We start from the raw sequence: 15,530 nt of genomic DNA, 5'->3' as shown, positions 1-15,530 counted from the left end.
CAAAAAGCATTAGAATTGAAAATCTGATACAAATAAAAAGGAATTTAGCAATATGTGTAGAATATTAAATATTAGCAATTGTCTGTAAAAGTCAAAATATAATCTGTGCAAGGGGGAAGTTAGATGAAGGAATATCAAACTGACAAAATAAGGAACGTAGCTTTATTAGGTCATGGAAGCTGTGGCAAAACTACATTGACAGAATCGATATTATTTACTACAGGAGTAACTAAAAGAAAAGGTAGAGTAGAAGATGGAAATACTATTTCCGACTACGATAAAGAAGAAATATCAAGACAATTTTCTATAGGAACTTCAATAATCCCAGTTGAGTGGAAGGATGTAAAATATAATTTATTAGATACTCCAGGATATTTTGATTTTATTGGAGAAGTAAACGGTGCATTAAGAGCAGCAACAGGAGCAGTTATAATAGTAGACGCATCATCTGGTGTAGAAGTTGGTACGGAAAAAGCTTGGAAATATACAGAAAAAAATAAATTACCTAAAATTATATTCCTTAATAAAATGGATAAGGAAAACATTAACTTTGATAAAATTATGAATGATCTTAGAGAACAATTCGGTAACAAAGTAGTACCTTTTGCAGTGCCTATTGGTGAATCTGAATCCTTTAAGGGATTTGTTAATATAGTTGACATGATAGGTAGAGTTTATGATGGTAAGGATTGTGTTGATGCACAAGTGCCAGAAGGCATGAATGATATTATAGAGCCTCTTAGAGAAATGCTCATGGAATCTGTTGCTGAAGCAGATGAAGAATTGATGGAAAAATACTTTGAAGGTGAAGAATTTACAACAGAAGAAATCCATAGAGGTTTAAGAAAGGGCATAATGAACAGTGACCTAGTACCTGTATTAATAGGATCTTCTCAAAACAATATAGGTGTTCATACATTACTTAATATGATTAATGCTTATTTGCCTTCCCCAAGCGATGTAGGGGTACATGAAGGAGTTAAGCCTGGAACCACAGAAAAGGTACAAAGAAAAGTAGATAAAAATGAACCTTTTTCAGCATTTGTATTTAAAACCATAGTAGACCCATTTGTTGGTAAAATATCATTATTTAACGTATGCTCAGGTAAAATTTCAAAAGATGCGGATGTTTTAAATGCAAATAAAGATGAAAACGAAAGATTTGGTAGTTTATTCCTTCTAAGAGGAAAAAGTCAAATAGAAGTTAGCACAATAATTGCTGGAGATATTGGAGCTACAGCTAAGCTTCAATATACTGAAACAGGAGATACTCTGTGTGATAAAAACAATCCTATTCAATACAATGAAATAGATTATCCAGATCCTTGTTTGTTCTTAGCGGTAGAACCAAAGGCTAAGGGTGATGAAGAAAAAATAGGCTCATCCCTAGCTAGAATGACAGAGGAAGACCCAACCTTTATAGTTCAAAGAAATGCTGAAACTAAGCAGTTATTAATAGGTGGTCAAGGAAATATGCAACTTGCAGTTATTACTAACAAGTTAAAAAATACTTTTGGTGTTGAAGTAGAGCTTACAGATCCAAAGGTACCTTATAGAGAAACCATAAAAGGTACATCAAGTGTTCAAGGAAGACATAAAAAGCAATCTGGTGGTGCAGGACAATATGGAGACGTCCATATAAGATTTGAACCATCACAATTAGACTTTGAATTTGATGAAGAAATCTTTGGAGGTTCAGTACCTAGACAATATATTCCTGCAGTAGAAAAAGGTCTTAGAGAATCTATTGAAAAGGGAGTATTAGCTGGATATCCTGTGGTTAATATGAAGGCAGTATTATTTGATGGTTCATATCACCCTGTTGATTCAAATGAAATGGCTTTCAAAATAGCCGCATCTCTTGCATTTAAAAAAGGTATGGAGCAGGCAAAACCAGTATTATTGGAGCCTATTGTGAGAGTAGAAATCCTTGTTCCTGAAGACTATATGGGAGATATTATGGGAGACATGAATAAGAGAAGAGGAAGAATATTAGGTATGGAGCAGCAGGAAGATGGAAATCAACTTGTATTAGCTGAAGCACCACAAACTGAAATGTTTAAATATGCAATAGATTTAAGATCAATGACTCAAGCCAGAGCAAGCTTTAGAATGGAATTTGCTAGATATGAAGAGGTACCAGCACACATAAGTGAAAAAATAATAGCTGAAGCAAAGGCTGAAAGAGAATAGAACAAAAAGGAGTACCAAGTATCTACATGGTGCTCCTTATTTATTTCTTACCTAAGAAATTTGACCTCATGAGCTTTAAGCAGAATTCCAGGATCTTTGTTTTCACGCAGGTCAGTCCAGCAAAAGCTTCCTCAATTTCTAATGTGACCATATAAGATTTTGTTTAAAAATAAGTTATTATTGAAATAATGGGGTATTATAATTATATAAAATATAAGAAGCATACAATTAGGTATTGAAAATTTTTTTGTATCGTATAAAATATAACTAAAGGCAAAGAAAGTCAAAGTCAGATAAGAGGTGAAGAAATGTCAAAGCTAAGCAATATTATAGAAGATTTTATTAAAAGGCTATTAGAGGATGCTAATAGCGGAATTGTAGAAATACAAAGAAATGAATTAGCTCAGTACTTTGATTGCGCTCCTTCTCAAATAAACTATGTTTTGACAACAAGATTTACATCAGATAAAGGCTATTATATTGAGAGTAGAAGAGGTGGAGGAGGGTATATAAAAATCATAAAAGTAAATATTAATAGTGATAAATATATCCAAAACTTAATATTGAATATAATAGGGGAATCTATTACTAAATCAAAGGCATATGATATAATCGAAAGCTTTCTTGAGGAAGGTATTATCACTGAAAGAGAATGCAATATAATGAAAGTAGTAGTTTCTGATAGGGCTTTAGATAGTGCAAACTGCGATAAAAACGTAGTTAGAGCTGATATGCTTAAAAATATGCTGCTTGTTTTTTTAAAGTAAATTAATAATCAATTGAAAGGAGGGCATATATGCTTTGTGAAGAATGTGGTAAAAATCAAGCAACTGTTCATATGAAAAAAATAATTAATAACCATGTTAATGAATCTCACCTATGCGAAGAATGTGCAAAAAAAAGCAACAGCTTTAATTTTGATACATCTTTTTCAATACAAAACTTTCTAGCTGGACTCCTTGACAGCTCATATGATGGACCAGTAAAGATTGAACAAGTAAAAGCCTTAACCTGTGATAAATGTGGGCTTGCCTATGGGAAATTTAGACAGACAGGGAAATTCGGCTGCAGTAACTGCTATGATTCTTTTAGAGATAAGCTTGTCCCTCTGTTTCGGAAAATACATGGACACGATATTCATGTAGGAAAGGTTCCTAAAAAAGCTGGGATTTTAGTAGGTACTAAGAGAACAATTGAAAAGCTCAAAAAAGAACTAGATTCAGCTGTAAGCAAGGAGGAATTTGAAAAAGCTGCTCAGCTAAGAGATGAAATAAAGAATCTTCAATTGAATCTAGAAAGGGGCAGTGAGGAAAATGATTAATTGGTTGGAGGGTGAAGGTGCTGAAAAGGATATTGTATTAAGCACTAGAATAAGGCTTGCAAGAAATATAGATGGCATAAGACTACCACACTTAATGACAGAGGATGAGGCAAAAGAAGTAATAGATATAGTCAAAGATGCAATTATAAATAATGATAATAGTTTTAGAATAATTGAAATAAACAAGCTTTCTCCCTTAGAGAGGAATGTTTTTGTTGAAACCCACCTAATTAGCCCAGGCTTATTAGAAAAGCCTAAGTTAAGTGCATTTTTTCTAAAACAAGATGAAAAAATTACAATAATGGTAAATGAAGAGGATCACATAAGAATACAGGTTCTTTTGCCTGGACTTAATCTTGAAGAGGGATGGAAGCTAGGTAATGAAATAGATGATTTACTAGAGTCTAAGACTAGGTATGCTTTTGATGAGGACTTTGGTTTCCTAACATGCTGCCCTACAAATGTAGGAACAGGTCTTAGGGCATCAGTTATGGTGCATTTACCTGCACTTGTGCTGACAGGATATATAAATCAAATTCTTCAAGCAGTAAACCAAATTGGACTAACTGTTAGAGGTCTTTACGGAGAGGGAAGCAGTGCTTTAGGGAATCTTTTTCAAATATCTAATCAAACTACCCTAGGAGAGAGTGAAGAGGAAACAATACAGAAGCTTAGGAGTATAGTTCTTCAGATTATTTCCAAAGAAAGATACGCAATGCTAAGCTTACTGAATAATAGAAAAACCGAAATAGAAGATAAGGTTTATAGATCACTTGGAATATTGCAAAACTCAAGGATAATGTCTTCAAAAGAGAGTATGGAGTTATTATCTAACGTTAGAATGGGTGTGAATATGAACATAATAAAAAATGTAAGTCTAAATACTATAAATAATCTTATGATAGAAATACAGCCAGCAAGTGTGCAAAATCAACATCATGAAGATTTAACAGTTGCAGAAAGAGATATTAAGAGATCAGAAATAATTAGAGAAAAGATAAAGATGTAGGAGGGATACTGATGTCTATGTTTGGTAGATTTACTGAAAGAGCACAGAAGGCTATTTTTCTTGCTCAAGAAGAGGCTAAAAATCTAAGACATAATTATGTAGGCACAGAACATTTGCTATTAGGATTAATTAGCGAAAAGGAAGGAATAGCTGCAAATGTTCTTATAAATATGGGAGCTAATTTAGATACTATAAGAAACTATGTAATAAACTTAATTGGATATGGAGAAGAAAGTGGTGAAATACAAGGCTACACTCCAAGAACTAAAAGAGTATTCGAATTAAGCTTTATTGAAGCTAGGGACTTAGGGCATAATTATATAGGTACAGAGCATCTTCTTTTAGGTCTCATAAAGGAATCAGAGGGTGTAGCTGCAGTTATACTTAAAGGTATGGGTATGGACTTAGAAAAGGTAAGGTCAGAGATAATAAATATGCTCAATAATAATAGGCAAAGTCAAAGTAGTAGTACTAGCAATAAGGCAGGTACTCCAACCTTAGATAAGTTTGGTAGAGATTTAACTCTTTTAGCATCTGAGGGGAAGCTTGATCCAGTAATAGGAAGAGACAAAGAGATAGAAAGAGTAATACAGGTTTTAAGCAGAAGGACCAAGAATAATCCATGCTTAATAGGAGAGCCAGGAGTAGGTAAAACTGCAGTGGCTGAGGGATTAGCACAATTAATTAATAGTGGAGAGATACCTGAAATTTTAAAGGATAAAAGGGTGGTAACTCTGGATTTAGCATCAATGGTAGCGGGAGCAAAATACAGAGGGGAGTTTGAAGAGAGACTAAAAAAAGTAATGGAAGAAATAAAACAGGCTAAAAATGTTATTTTATTTATTGATGAAATGCATACAATAATTGGTGCTGGAGCAGCAGAAGGTGCTATTGATGCATCAAACATACTGAAACCTGCACTAGCAAGAGGAGAACTTCAGGCTGTAGGGGCAACTACTATTGATGAGTATAGAAAGCATATTGAAAAAGACACAGCATTAGAAAGAAGGTTTCAGCCTGTTATGGTAGAAGAGCCTTCAATTGAGGATACAATAAAAATACTAGAAGGATTAAGGGATAAGTATGAAGCTCACCATAGAGTAAAAATAAGTGATGAAGCAATAAAAGCGGCTGCAGAGCTTTCAGCTAGATATATTACTGATAGGTTTTTACCAGATAAGGCCATAGACCTTATTGATGAGGCTGCCTCAAGGGTTAGAATAAAGACTATAACAGCACCACCAGATTTAAATCTATTAGAATCAAAGCTAGAAGAGCTAGCTCAAGAAAAGGAAGCAGCTATTAGTACCCAAGACTATGAAAAGGCAGCAAAAATTCGGGATGAAGAAAAAAACATAAAAGAAGAGCTTAAGGCAAAGCAAGATGGTTGGAAGCATCAGAAGCAATCAGCATCAAGTGAAGTTGGCTATGATGAAATAGCATATGTAGTTTCTATTTGGACGGGTATACCTGTTAAAAAGCTAACTGTTGAAGAATCAGAAAAACTCCTTAATCTTGAAGAAATACTGCATAAGAAAGTAATAGGTCAGGAGCAGGCAGTAGCAGCTTTATCAAGTGCTGTTAGAAGAGCTAGAGTGGGGCTTAAGGATCCAAGCAAGCCTATAGGGACATTTATTTTTGTAGGACCTACAGGAGTAGGAAAAACTTATCTAGCAAAGTCCTTGGCTGAATCATTATTTGGTGATGAAAATGCAGTAATCAGAATTGACATGTCAGAGTATATGGAGAAGCATTCGGTTTCTAAGCTTATAGGTTCACCTCCTGGATATGTGGGATATGATGAGGGAGGGCAGCTTACAGAAAAGGTTAGAAGAAGACCTTATTCAGTCATATTATTTGATGAAATAGAAAAAGCACACCCAGACGTATTTAATATATTGCTACAGCTATTAGATGATGGAAGATTAACTGATTCTAAAGGTAGAGTAGTAGACTTTAAAAACACAGTAGTCATAATGACATCAAACGTAGGAGCTACAACCTTGAAGAAACAAAAAACCCTTGGTTTTGCCGCACCTACTGATGCAGATAAGGCTGAATATGAAAAAATGAAGGAAAATATTACAGATGAGCTTAAGAGAACATTTAGACCCGAGTTCTTAAACCGAATAGATGAGGTTATAGTGTTTCATCCACTTAATGAAGAGCATATTAAGAAAATAGTTAATATAATGATTAAGGATTTAGAAAAGAGACTAGAAAGACTTAATCTGCATATTGATATTAGTGAAAGTGCAAGAGACCATATTGGAAAAGAAGGCTTTGATCCATCTTTTGGAGCGAGACCACTTGAAAGAGCTATTAGAAAGCTAATAGAGGATCAATTATCAGAAGAAATGCTTAAAGGCAATGTAAGCAAGAATGATGTAATTCTAATAGATTATAACGGAGAAAAGCTCACCTTCAACAAACAATAGTAAGGATTATTTCCTTACTATTTCTATTATCTGCATAATTATAGTAAAAAACAAAGAAATCTGATAATATTTCTTTAGAGAACAAAAAAGAAAGGGGAGTTCTATGGAAAGACTAATTATTGACGATATGGAGCTTAGACTAGAGAATTATAATAGAGATTACATAAAGAGCGAAGTTACAGAGAAAAATTTAATTAGAATAAAATGTGAGTCAATAGTGAAGGGTCATGATAACGAGAGACTGAAAAAGATTCTAGAGAACAAAAGTTTTGAAGTAAATATTCCTGACGATAATTTGAAATTTAAAGGAAGAAAAGGCGAAATAACCTATTATTATACTGATGGAAATCCATTTACAGATAAAGAAATAGAATATACTCATGTTATAGAAATCATAGAATTTGAAGATGTTAAAGAAGATGAATCTAATAATAAATTATCTTTAGAGCAGGAAATTTTAATACTTAAGAACAAACTATCATTTATAGAAAATCTATTAATAAAAAAGAACATAATTTCAATTGATGATATAGATAGAGTTTAGGAGGATTTATATGGCTAAGTTAAAGATAAAATACATATGTCAAGATTGTGGCTATGAAACTCCTAAATGGTTTGGTAAATGCCCTTCATGTGAAGGCTGGAATACTTTTGTTGAAGAGGTTACAGATAGAACAACAAAAGTATCTAATGCCATTGTAGATGCTAAAGTAGAAAAAGTTGTTGATATCAAAACTAATGAGGAATATAGAATAACAACAGGACTTCAAGAGCTAGATAGGGTTTTGGGCGGTGGCTTAGTTAAAGGCTCTCTTACCCTAGTAGGAGGAGATCCTGGAATAGGCAAATCAACGCTGCTAATACAAGTAGCAAATAATATTTCTAGCCAAGGACTTAAAGTATTATATGTATCAGCAGAGGAATCTGCAAAGCAAATTAAGCTAAGATCAGATAGACTTAGTGTTCAAGCACAGGAGCTATATCTCTTATCAGAAACAAATATGGATATTGTAACTAGTGCAATTGATAACTTGAGTCCTGATTTGCTAGTAATAGATTCAATTCAAACTGTTTATAGTCCAAGCTTGGAGTCTGCTCCTGGAAGTGTAAGTCAAGTAAGGGAAACCACATCCCTTTTAATGAGGTTAGCCAAAACTAGGGATATGGCCACATTTATAGTAGGCCATGTGACTAAGGAAGGCTCTATAGCAGGTCCAAGGGTTCTGGAGCATATGGTGGATGCTGTACTATATTTTGAAGGAGAAAGACATCATACATATAGGATTTTAAGAGGAGTAAAAAATAGATTTGGCTCCACAAATGAATTAGGAATATTTGAAATGAGGGACATAGGACTTGTTCAAGTCGAGAATCCTTCAGAAATGCTCTTAGCAGGTAGACCCTTAAATACTGCAGGAACCATAGTTGTACCAAGCATGGAAGGAACAAGACCTATGCTAGTAGAGGTTCAAGCCTTAGTAAGTCATACTGCCTTTGGTATGCCAAGACGAGTGGCTACAGGCATTGACTATAACAGAGTAGTTCTTATGCTTGCAGTATTAGAAAAAAAAGCAGGATTAGAAATGCAAAGCTATGATGCTTATATAAACATAGTAGGTGGAATTCAAATCAAAGAGCCTGCAATGGATTTAGGTATAGTATGCGCATTAGCATCTAGCTTTAAGGATGTTGCAATAGACTCTAATACCATAGCTATAGGGGAAGTAGGCTTAACAGGTGAATTAAGAACTGTAAGCTTTATAGAAAAAAGGCTTAAAGAGGCTAGCAAGATGGGCTTTAAAACCGCAGTTATACCAAAATCTAATCTTAAGGGGTTAGACAATATAGAGAATATAAATATTATTGGAGTTACAAATATAATTCAGGCATTAGACATAGTCTTAGCAAGATAGCATAAATGGGTCTATTTAGACCCATTTATTATAGTATGTAGGGAAGTTCTACACTTCTTTAATTTTATAATAGTTTATAATAAGTTATAAATACCTAATGTTTTTATTGTATCTATTTCCTTTAAGACTATTTCTTCTAAGCTCAGATTAAAGTTATTGCACAGTGAGGCTATGTAAAACATATGTTTACCAATTTCTTCTTCTATTTTCTCTTTACAGTTTTCACAAAGCTCTCCCTCTATATGACTTTTCAAAGAATCCTTTATTTCTATCAAAGAATCTTTACTATAGTCCTGCCTAGAAGCATTTATGGAAATACATCCGCAAGAGGTTGCAGATTTAACAACAGCCCTATTAACCTTAGAGTTTGATTCTTCTAGCTTAGTTATTATATCTAAAATACTCTTATGCCTTATTAAAACATTAGAAACTTTGCTTTGAAAATTATCGCAAATATTACTATTATCCATAAAAACACCTCATTTCATGTAATTGTATATTTACATTAATTATACTTATAAAAATATGGCTTTGTCAATTTAAAATTAAGTTGACAATCTTTCTGTGTATGTGGTAAAATAAATAATTTGACATTCTAACGAACCTATAGTATACTATAGATTAGGATATTATTATATTTTTATTATCTAATGGAAAATGCGACATAAAAATATACTGCATTAAGATTTAAACTATAGTAAAGGAGGTGTATCCGTTATTAAAGCTTATGCTTAGTTTGTAGGCTTTCGTATAACGGTGTACTTTATGTTTGATATAGGAGATAAGATAGTTTATCCGATGCATGGGGCGGGAATAATAATTGCAATAGAAGAAAAAGAAATACTAGGTAAAAAGAGAAAATATTATATAATGAAAATGCCGATGGGAGACATGAAGGTAATGGTTCCTATTGACAACATTGAAGATATTGGAATTCGGGAAGTGATAAATCATGAGGAGATTGAACAGGTTCTTGCAGTATTAGCTGATGACAAGACTAAAATGCCGCAAAATTGGAATAGAAGATATAGAGCTAACATGGATAAAATAAAAAGCGGAGACATTTATGAGATAGCAGGTGTAGTAAGAAACCTTATCATCAGAGATAGAGAAAAGGGTTTATCTACAGGAGAGAGAAAAATGCTCAATAATGCGAAGCAAATGCTAGTTAGCGAAATAGTACTTGCAAAAAACATGGAACAAGTTGAAGCCGAAGACCTAATTGAAAATATTGTAAAGTAGGCGTCTTATTTGATAGGCGCTTGTTTTTTATTCAAAAATTATTACATTTTCATGACAAAATGCTAATTGGTGTATTATTTAATGAAATTTGTGGTAAATTAGTTATAGTATACTGATATATTGGAGATAAATATACGAGGAGGTGAAAGTATATGGTTAACAAATCAAAATTAGCAAATAGAATAATTAGATTCTTTTTAACAGTTTTAGGTATATCCCTTGGTATAGGTATAATGGCACTCTTAGAAGCTGTAGGGCTGCTTGAATTCTTAGAAGGTTTAGGAATAAAGCCATATAGCTATGCAGGATTAGGTTTAGTCTTTGGTATTATATTTTTTATTCTTTCTCCTAAAATAACAAAAATTGGCAAAAAAATAATCGGTACTGTAGAAGGTGAGATACAAAAGATACCAGCCTCTGATATAATTCTTGGAGTAGTAGGTTTGGTACTTGGCCTTTTAATCGCTAATCTTTTAAGTCCCTTATTTCGTATGATTCCTTATGTTGGACCTGTATTATCAATAATGTTTTATATTTTAGCTGGATATTTTGGTGTAGCTGTACCTACTAGGAAAAAAGATGATTTTACTAGTGCATTAAGCTCTCTAAAAAGAAGTGGATCTAAGGAAAAGGGAAATAAGACGACAAATCAAGTATTGCCTAAAATATTAGATACCAGTGTTATAATCGATGGAAGAATTGCAGATATTTGCAAAACAGGCTTTGTAGAAGGCCCTTTAGTAATACCTGAATTTGTACTGGATGAACTCCAAAAAATTGCTGATTCATCAGATTCTCTTAAAAGAAACAGAGGTCGTAGAGGATTAGATATTCTCAATAAAATACAAAAAGAATTAGATATAGAAGTCATGATTCATGAAAAGGACTTTGAAGACGTTCAAGAAGTAGATACAAAATTATTAAAGCTTGCACAGTTTATCAAAGGAAAAGTTGTTACTAATGACTACAATCTTAATAAGGTAGCAGAATTTCACGGAGTTGATGTATTAAATATAAACGAACTGGCAAACGCTATAAAGCCAGTAGTGCTTCCTGGTGAAGAAATGGTGGTTCAAGTAATAAAGGATGGTAAAGAATCAGGTCAAGGAGTAGCATACTTAGATGATGGCACTATGATAGTGGTAGATGGTGGTAAAAAACATATTGGAGATACAATAGGAGTAATGGTTACTAGTGTTTTACAAACTGCTGCAGGCAGAATGATATTTGCAAAGCCGAAATCAATGACTGATAAAGCGGTATAATTATTTTAATAATATATAATAACCCAGCGCAAGCTGGGTTTTAACATTTGTAGCAGGACTTTTTATGTTTTTTAAAGTGCTTTTTCAAAAAATCTATATTCAATATACTAATTATGTTATAATGTCTTGGAGGTGGGTGAAATGTCTTATAATGGCAGATACATATCTGTAGTAATAGCTGCATCTGGAATGGGAAAAAGAATGAATGCTGATATTAATAAGCAGTATATTCTTCTAAAAGGAAAGCCTATATTGGCATATACAATAGAAAAATTTGAAAAAAATGAATATATAGATGAAATAATAATAGTAGCAAGAGAAGAAGAGAAACAGTATTGTTTAGAGGAAGTAGTTAAAAAATACAATTTTAGTAAAGTAATCAATATTGTAAGTGGAGGTGATGAAAGGCAGGATTCTGTATATGAAGGACTTAAGGCGGTAAATAAATCCTGTAGTATAGTCCTCATCCACGATGGTGTAAGACCTTTTATAAGAGATGTCGATATTCTAAATAGCATTGATGCAGCTATAAAATATGGTTCATCTGTAATAGGAACACGAGTAAAAGACACAATAAAGATTGTAGACAGGAATAACCATATAGTAGATACTCCAGACCGTAGAATCTTATGGGCTGTTCAGACGCCGCAGACATTTTCATATGAATTGATTTTAAAGGCTTATAAACACGCAAAAGATGAGGGTTTCATTGGTACTGATGATAGTATGCTAGTTGAAAGACTAGGACATAAAGTAAAAATTATAGAGGGCTCCTATGCAAATATAAAAATTACTACACCTGAGGATTTAAAGCTTGCAGAGCTATTGCTGTAAGTATATAGAGTAGTTGTTTTTAGAAGAGATCCCTAGCAAAAAAATCATACTCATTGTATGGGAAAATTTAAACAATAAGAAAGGATGGATTTATTATGGAAAGAACATTGGTTATTGTAAAACCAGATGGGATTAAAAGAGGATTAATAGGTGAGGTAATAAGCAGATATGAAAGAAAAGGCTTAAAGATTGTAGAGTGCAGAATGATAGAAGCAGACAAGGCTACACTTGAAAAGCATTACATAGAGCATAGAGAAAAGCCTTTTTATGAAGAATTGGTTTCTTACATGATGGGTGGAAGTATTATGGTTATGATAGTAGAAGGAAATAATGCAATAAAATTAGTTAGAAATATTAATGGAAAAACTAATCCTGTAGACGCAGAGCCAGGAACTATTAGAGGAGATTTTGCCAATACAATGACTGAAAATATAGTTCATGCATCAGACTCAGTAGAAGCTGCAGAAAGAGAAATATCAATCTGGTTTTAATATTATAAAATATGCACCTGGATTTTAGGGAGGCGATGAGCTTGAAAATAGGTATTGGCTATGATGTGCATAAGCTAGTAGAGAACAGGAAGTTAATAATAGGTGGTATCCATATACCTCATGAAAGAGGACTATTAGGTCATTCTGATGCAGATGTTCTAGTTCATGCGATAATGGATAGCATATTAGGTGCTCTAGCATTAGGGGACATAGGTAAGCACTTCCCTGATACAGACAATTCATACAAGGATATAGATAGTATGCTATTGCTTGCAAAAACATATAACTTAATGGTAGAATGTGGTTATGAAATAGGGAATGTTGATTGCGTAATAGCTGCTCAAAGGCCTAAGCTAGCACCTTATATAGATAGTATGAGAGAAAACATGGCTAGGGTACTAAATACAGATAAAAGCAACATAAACATAAAAGCTACAACTACTGAAAAGCTAGGGTTTGAAGGCAGGGAAGAAGGCATATCAACACAGGTTGTTTGTCTACTAAAGAATAGAGATTAATAAGAAAATATAATGCCGTTTGAAGGGGGGAATATAAAATTGATAAAAGTAAAAAATCTAAGCAAAAAATACAAAGAGGTAGAAGCTGTTAAAGGAATATCTTTTGAAGTAGAGAGAGGAACTGTTTTTGGATTGCTTGGCGAAAATGGTGCAGGAAAGACTACTACACTAAGAATGCTAGCAACTATGATAAAGCCAACATCAGGTACAGCCTTAATAGATGGCTTAGACTTAGTAAGTCAACCTGATGATGTGAGGGGGAAAATAGGAATATTGTTTGGTGGAGATACTGGACTTTATGATAGGCTAACAGCTAGAGAAAATATTGAATATTTTGGACTACTTAATGGTATGAGCAAGGAGTATATCTCAAGGAGAACAAATGACTTGGCTAAAAAACTAGACATGGAAGAATATATAGATAGAAGAGTTGGTAAATTTTCCAAAGGAATGAAGCAAAAAGTATCTATTGCTAGGAGTATAGTACATGACCCAAATATAATGCTATTGGATGAGCCTACTTCTGGATTAGACGTCACATCGGTAAGAATAGTACACGATTTTATATTAGACCAAAAAAAGGAAGGGAAAACAATTATTTTTTCAAGTCACTCCATGAATGAAGTGGAGAAGCTGTGCGATGTAATAGGGATAATAAACAAGGGTAATCTAATAGAGATATCTACTTTAGATGGATTAAAGAATAAATATAATAGCCATAATTTTGAGGATATATTTGTAAGCTTGGTAGGTGAAAAAAATGGATATTAAATATATGATGATTGTGCTTAAAAAAGAGCTGAAGGACACATTTAGGGATAGGAAAACAATTATTTCTAGCATCATAATACCTATACTCATATTCCCTATTATGGCATTTGCCTTAGGTTTAGGTGCTTCTGAAATGATAAATGATGAACAAAAGCCAATAGATATTGTACTGATAAGCAATGGCGAAGCAAAATTAGAAGAATATTTAAAAGAAACAGGTCAGATAAATATTATGAATACTGATGATCCAGACAAAGCCTTAGAAGAATTAGATATTAAGGCTATAGTTGAAATCGAAAAGGGATTTGATGAGAGAATAGAAAGCGGAACCATGGGCAATATTAAAATAAAATATGATCAATCTAGCTCAAAGTCAGACATGGCAACATCTAGACTTGTTAGGCTTATAGAAAGCTATTCTGAAAGCATAACAAATGAAAGGCTTAAAGCCATAGGCGTAGACTTGGAATCATTAAAAGCGATAGCTATTGAGAGTACATCTGTTTCTAAAGATGGTGGAATAGGGTTAATGATATTTTCAATGATATTTCCTATGTTGATTACAATATATTCTGCAATAAGTGGAATAGCAGCAGCTACCGATTTAGGTGCTGGTGAAAAAGAAAGACAAACACTAGAGCCTCTTCTAACTACTAAGGCAAGTAGATTATCTATCCTAGGCGGTAAGTACTTAGCAGTATTTATAGCTGGTGTCATAGGAACTGTTGCTTCTTTAATAGGCTTTTTTATAGCATCAGTAATGAATCCTGATTTTCTAGGGACAGGGATTGCTCTACCACTTAGCTCTATTTTAACCATAGGATTATTTTGCGTAGGTCTAAACTTAGTATTTAGTGGAATAGAGCTAACTATTAGCTTTTATGCAAGAAATTTTAAAGAAGCTCAAACATATTTAGCTCCTTTATCAATAATACTATTAATACCTGCATATGCTACAATGTATCTGGATGGAAAGGCTGTACCAGAAGTATACTTCCACATCCCAATAATAAATACAATAGCTATTATCAAGGAAGCTATTGTACTAATAGTAAATCCAATCCATATACTGATAGTTTTAGCTTGGACTGTAGTATATATAGTTGCATCCTTGTTTTTGACGGTGAACATGTTTAAGAAAGAATCGGTGATTTTTAGAGCATAGGATATATTTTAAAATAGCTCTAAAAATAATTGACAAAATAATTATTTTCTAGTAGTATTAGCATTAATAAATTAGATAATAATACGCAATGAAGGGAAATAGTAAGTATTTAAGGTTCTCAGAGAAGAAATCCATGGCTGAAAGATTTCTAACCCAATGAATACTGAACCCATCCTAGAGCTTCTAGACTGAACAAAGTAAGTCTAGACGGTTGTTACCGTTATTTATGTAGAGTGGACTATATAATCTATAGTCTATTAGGGTGGTACCGCGGATATAACCTTCGTCCCTTTTGGGGATGAAGGTTTTTTTATGACCTAACCCGATTTCCTGAATGCTTTTATCAGGAAATCGTTGGTAGGTCAAACGC

15 protein-coding genes and 1 other annotated feature are annotated in these 15,530 nt (G+C 33.3%); of the genes, 14 read left to right on the top strand and 1 reads right to left on the bottom strand.

Annotated features, from left to right (window positions below; translation table 11 throughout):
* The first annotated feature begins 123 nt into the window (after positions 1-123).
* From fusA to radA, 7 genes are all read left to right on the top strand, one after another.
* Positions 124-2,193: an elongation factor G gene (gene fusA / locus BLV37_RS11600; protein ID WP_091731627.1), complete on the top strand. Its 2,070-nt coding sequence runs from the start codon at positions 124-126 to the stop codon at positions 2,191-2,193.
* Positions 2,194-2,501: 308 nt separating this feature from the next.
* Positions 2,502-2,960 carry a CtsR family transcriptional regulator gene (locus tag BLV37_RS11595; RefSeq protein ID WP_091731625.1) on the top strand — a complete coding sequence of 153 codons (459 nt, stop codon included), beginning with the start codon at positions 2,502-2,504 and terminating at the stop codon, positions 2,958-2,960.
* A gap of 29 nt (positions 2,961-2,989) precedes the next feature.
* Complete coding sequence (locus BLV37_RS11590) at positions 2,990-3,514, top strand: UvrB/UvrC motif-containing protein (RefSeq protein ID WP_091731622.1); 525 nt, start codon at positions 2,990-2,992, stop codon at positions 3,512-3,514.
* Positions 3,507-4,523, top strand: coding sequence for a protein arginine kinase (locus BLV37_RS11585; protein WP_091731620.1), 1,017 nt, complete (start codon positions 3,507-3,509; stop codon positions 4,521-4,523). The genes BLV37_RS11590 and BLV37_RS11585 overlap by 8 nt, the downstream gene beginning before the upstream one ends.
* A 17-nt stretch (positions 4,524-4,540) precedes the next feature.
* The gene (locus tag BLV37_RS11580; RefSeq protein WP_208975265.1) at positions 4,541-6,961 is read left to right on the top strand and encodes an ATP-dependent Clp protease ATP-binding subunit; all 2,421 of its coding nucleotides are present in this window, start codon (positions 4,541-4,543) and stop codon (positions 6,959-6,961) included.
* Positions 6,962-7,064: 103 nt separating this feature from the next.
* The gene (locus BLV37_RS11575; RefSeq protein WP_091731613.1) at positions 7,065-7,505 is read left to right on the top strand and encodes a hypothetical protein; all 441 of its coding nucleotides are present in this window, start codon (positions 7,065-7,067) and stop codon (positions 7,503-7,505) included.
* Between the two features lie 10 nt (positions 7,506-7,515).
* Positions 7,516-8,874 (top strand): DNA repair protein RadA, encoded by a 1,359-nt coding sequence (gene radA / locus BLV37_RS11570; protein ID WP_091731610.1) that lies wholly within the window; start codon positions 7,516-7,518, stop codon positions 8,872-8,874.
* Positions 8,875-8,948: 74 nt separating this feature from the next.
* Here the strand turns inward: radA and BLV37_RS11565 are convergent, their stop codons facing one another.
* Positions 8,949-9,344 (bottom strand): nucleoside triphosphate pyrophosphohydrolase family protein, encoded by a 396-nt coding sequence (locus tag BLV37_RS11565; RefSeq protein ID WP_091731607.1) that lies wholly within the window; start codon positions 9,342-9,344, stop codon positions 8,949-8,951.
* A gap of 295 nt (positions 9,345-9,639) precedes the next feature.
* Between BLV37_RS11565 and BLV37_RS11560 the strand changes: the two genes are divergently transcribed.
* From BLV37_RS11560 to BLV37_RS11530, 7 genes are all read left to right on the top strand, one after another.
* Positions 9,640-10,116 (top strand): CarD family transcriptional regulator, encoded by a 477-nt coding sequence (locus tag BLV37_RS11560; protein WP_091731604.1) that lies wholly within the window; start codon positions 9,640-9,642, stop codon positions 10,114-10,116.
* Positions 10,117-10,268: 152 nt separating this feature from the next.
* Positions 10,269-11,381, top strand: coding sequence for a PIN/TRAM domain-containing protein (locus BLV37_RS11555; protein ID WP_091731601.1), 1,113 nt, complete (start codon positions 10,269-10,271; stop codon positions 11,379-11,381).
* 141 nt (positions 11,382-11,522) lie between these two features.
* Positions 11,523-12,215: a 2-C-methyl-D-erythritol 4-phosphate cytidylyltransferase gene (ispD, locus tag BLV37_RS11550; RefSeq protein ID WP_091731600.1), complete on the top strand. Its 693-nt coding sequence runs from the start codon at positions 11,523-11,525 to the stop codon at positions 12,213-12,215.
* A 95-nt stretch (positions 12,216-12,310) separates the two neighbouring features.
* Positions 12,311-12,706 (top strand): nucleoside-diphosphate kinase, encoded by a 396-nt coding sequence (gene ndk, locus BLV37_RS11545; RefSeq protein ID WP_091731597.1) that lies wholly within the window; start codon positions 12,311-12,313, stop codon positions 12,704-12,706.
* A gap of 41 nt (positions 12,707-12,747) precedes the next feature.
* Positions 12,748-13,224 carry a 2-C-methyl-D-erythritol 2,4-cyclodiphosphate synthase gene (ispF, locus tag BLV37_RS11540; RefSeq protein WP_091731594.1) on the top strand — a complete coding sequence of 159 codons (477 nt, stop codon included), beginning with the start codon at positions 12,748-12,750 and terminating at the stop codon, positions 13,222-13,224.
* A gap of 39 nt (positions 13,225-13,263) precedes the next feature.
* Complete coding sequence (locus BLV37_RS11535; RefSeq protein WP_091731591.1) at positions 13,264-13,995, top strand: ABC transporter ATP-binding protein; 732 nt, start codon at positions 13,264-13,266, stop codon at positions 13,993-13,995.
* Positions 13,985-15,160 carry an ABC transporter permease gene (locus BLV37_RS11530; protein WP_091731589.1) on the top strand — a complete coding sequence of 392 codons (1,176 nt, stop codon included), beginning with the start codon at positions 13,985-13,987 and terminating at the stop codon, positions 15,158-15,160. The genes BLV37_RS11535 and BLV37_RS11530 overlap by 11 nt, the downstream gene beginning before the upstream one ends.
* A 79-nt stretch (positions 15,161-15,239) precedes the next feature.
* Positions 15,240-15,454, top strand: a binding site (T-box leader).
* Positions 15,455-15,530: the final 76 nt, after the last annotated feature.

The sequence above is a fragment of the Proteiniborus ethanoligenes genome (assembly GCF_900107485.1).
Taxonomy (GTDB): Bacteria; Bacillota; Clostridia; order Tissierellales; family Proteiniboraceae; genus Proteiniborus; species Proteiniborus ethanoligenes.
Note: the sequence above shows the minus strand (reverse complement) of the source record. Positions and strands in the feature narration are given on the sequence as shown.

Excerpts from the sequence above, each read along its gene's own strand:
- ndk (WP_091731597.1), top strand. The coding sequence starts at position 12,311 with ATGGAAAGAACATTGGTTATTGTAAAACCAGATGGGATTAAAAGAGGA.
- fusA (WP_091731627.1), top strand. The coding sequence starts at position 124 with ATGAAGGAATATCAAACTGACAAAATAAGGAACGTAGCTTTATTAGGT.
- BLV37_RS11595 (WP_091731625.1), top strand. The coding sequence starts at position 2,502 with ATGTCAAAGCTAAGCAATATTATAGAAGATTTTATTAAAAGGCTATTA.
- BLV37_RS11585 (WP_091731620.1), top strand. The coding sequence starts at position 3,507 with ATGATTAATTGGTTGGAGGGTGAAGGTGCTGAAAAGGATATTGTATTA.
- BLV37_RS11565 (WP_091731607.1), bottom strand. The coding sequence starts at position 9,344 with ATGGATAATAGTAATATTTGCGATAATTTTCAAAGCAAAGTTTCTAAT.
- BLV37_RS11590 (WP_091731622.1), top strand. The coding sequence starts at position 2,990 with ATGCTTTGTGAAGAATGTGGTAAAAATCAAGCAACTGTTCATATGAAA.
- BLV37_RS11575 (WP_091731613.1), top strand. The coding sequence starts at position 7,065 with ATGGAAAGACTAATTATTGACGATATGGAGCTTAGACTAGAGAATTAT.
- BLV37_RS11560 (WP_091731604.1), top strand. The coding sequence starts at position 9,640 with ATGTTTGATATAGGAGATAAGATAGTTTATCCGATGCATGGGGCGGGA.
- ispD (WP_091731600.1), top strand. The coding sequence starts at position 11,523 with ATGTCTTATAATGGCAGATACATATCTGTAGTAATAGCTGCATCTGGA.
- radA (WP_091731610.1), top strand. The coding sequence starts at position 7,516 with ATGGCTAAGTTAAAGATAAAATACATATGTCAAGATTGTGGCTATGAA.
- BLV37_RS11530 (WP_091731589.1), top strand. The coding sequence starts at position 13,985 with ATGGATATTAAATATATGATGATTGTGCTTAAAAAAGAGCTGAAGGAC.
- BLV37_RS11555 (WP_091731601.1), top strand. The coding sequence starts at position 10,269 with ATGGTTAACAAATCAAAATTAGCAAATAGAATAATTAGATTCTTTTTA.
- BLV37_RS11580 (WP_208975265.1), top strand. The coding sequence starts at position 4,541 with ATGTTTGGTAGATTTACTGAAAGAGCACAGAAGGCTATTTTTCTTGCT.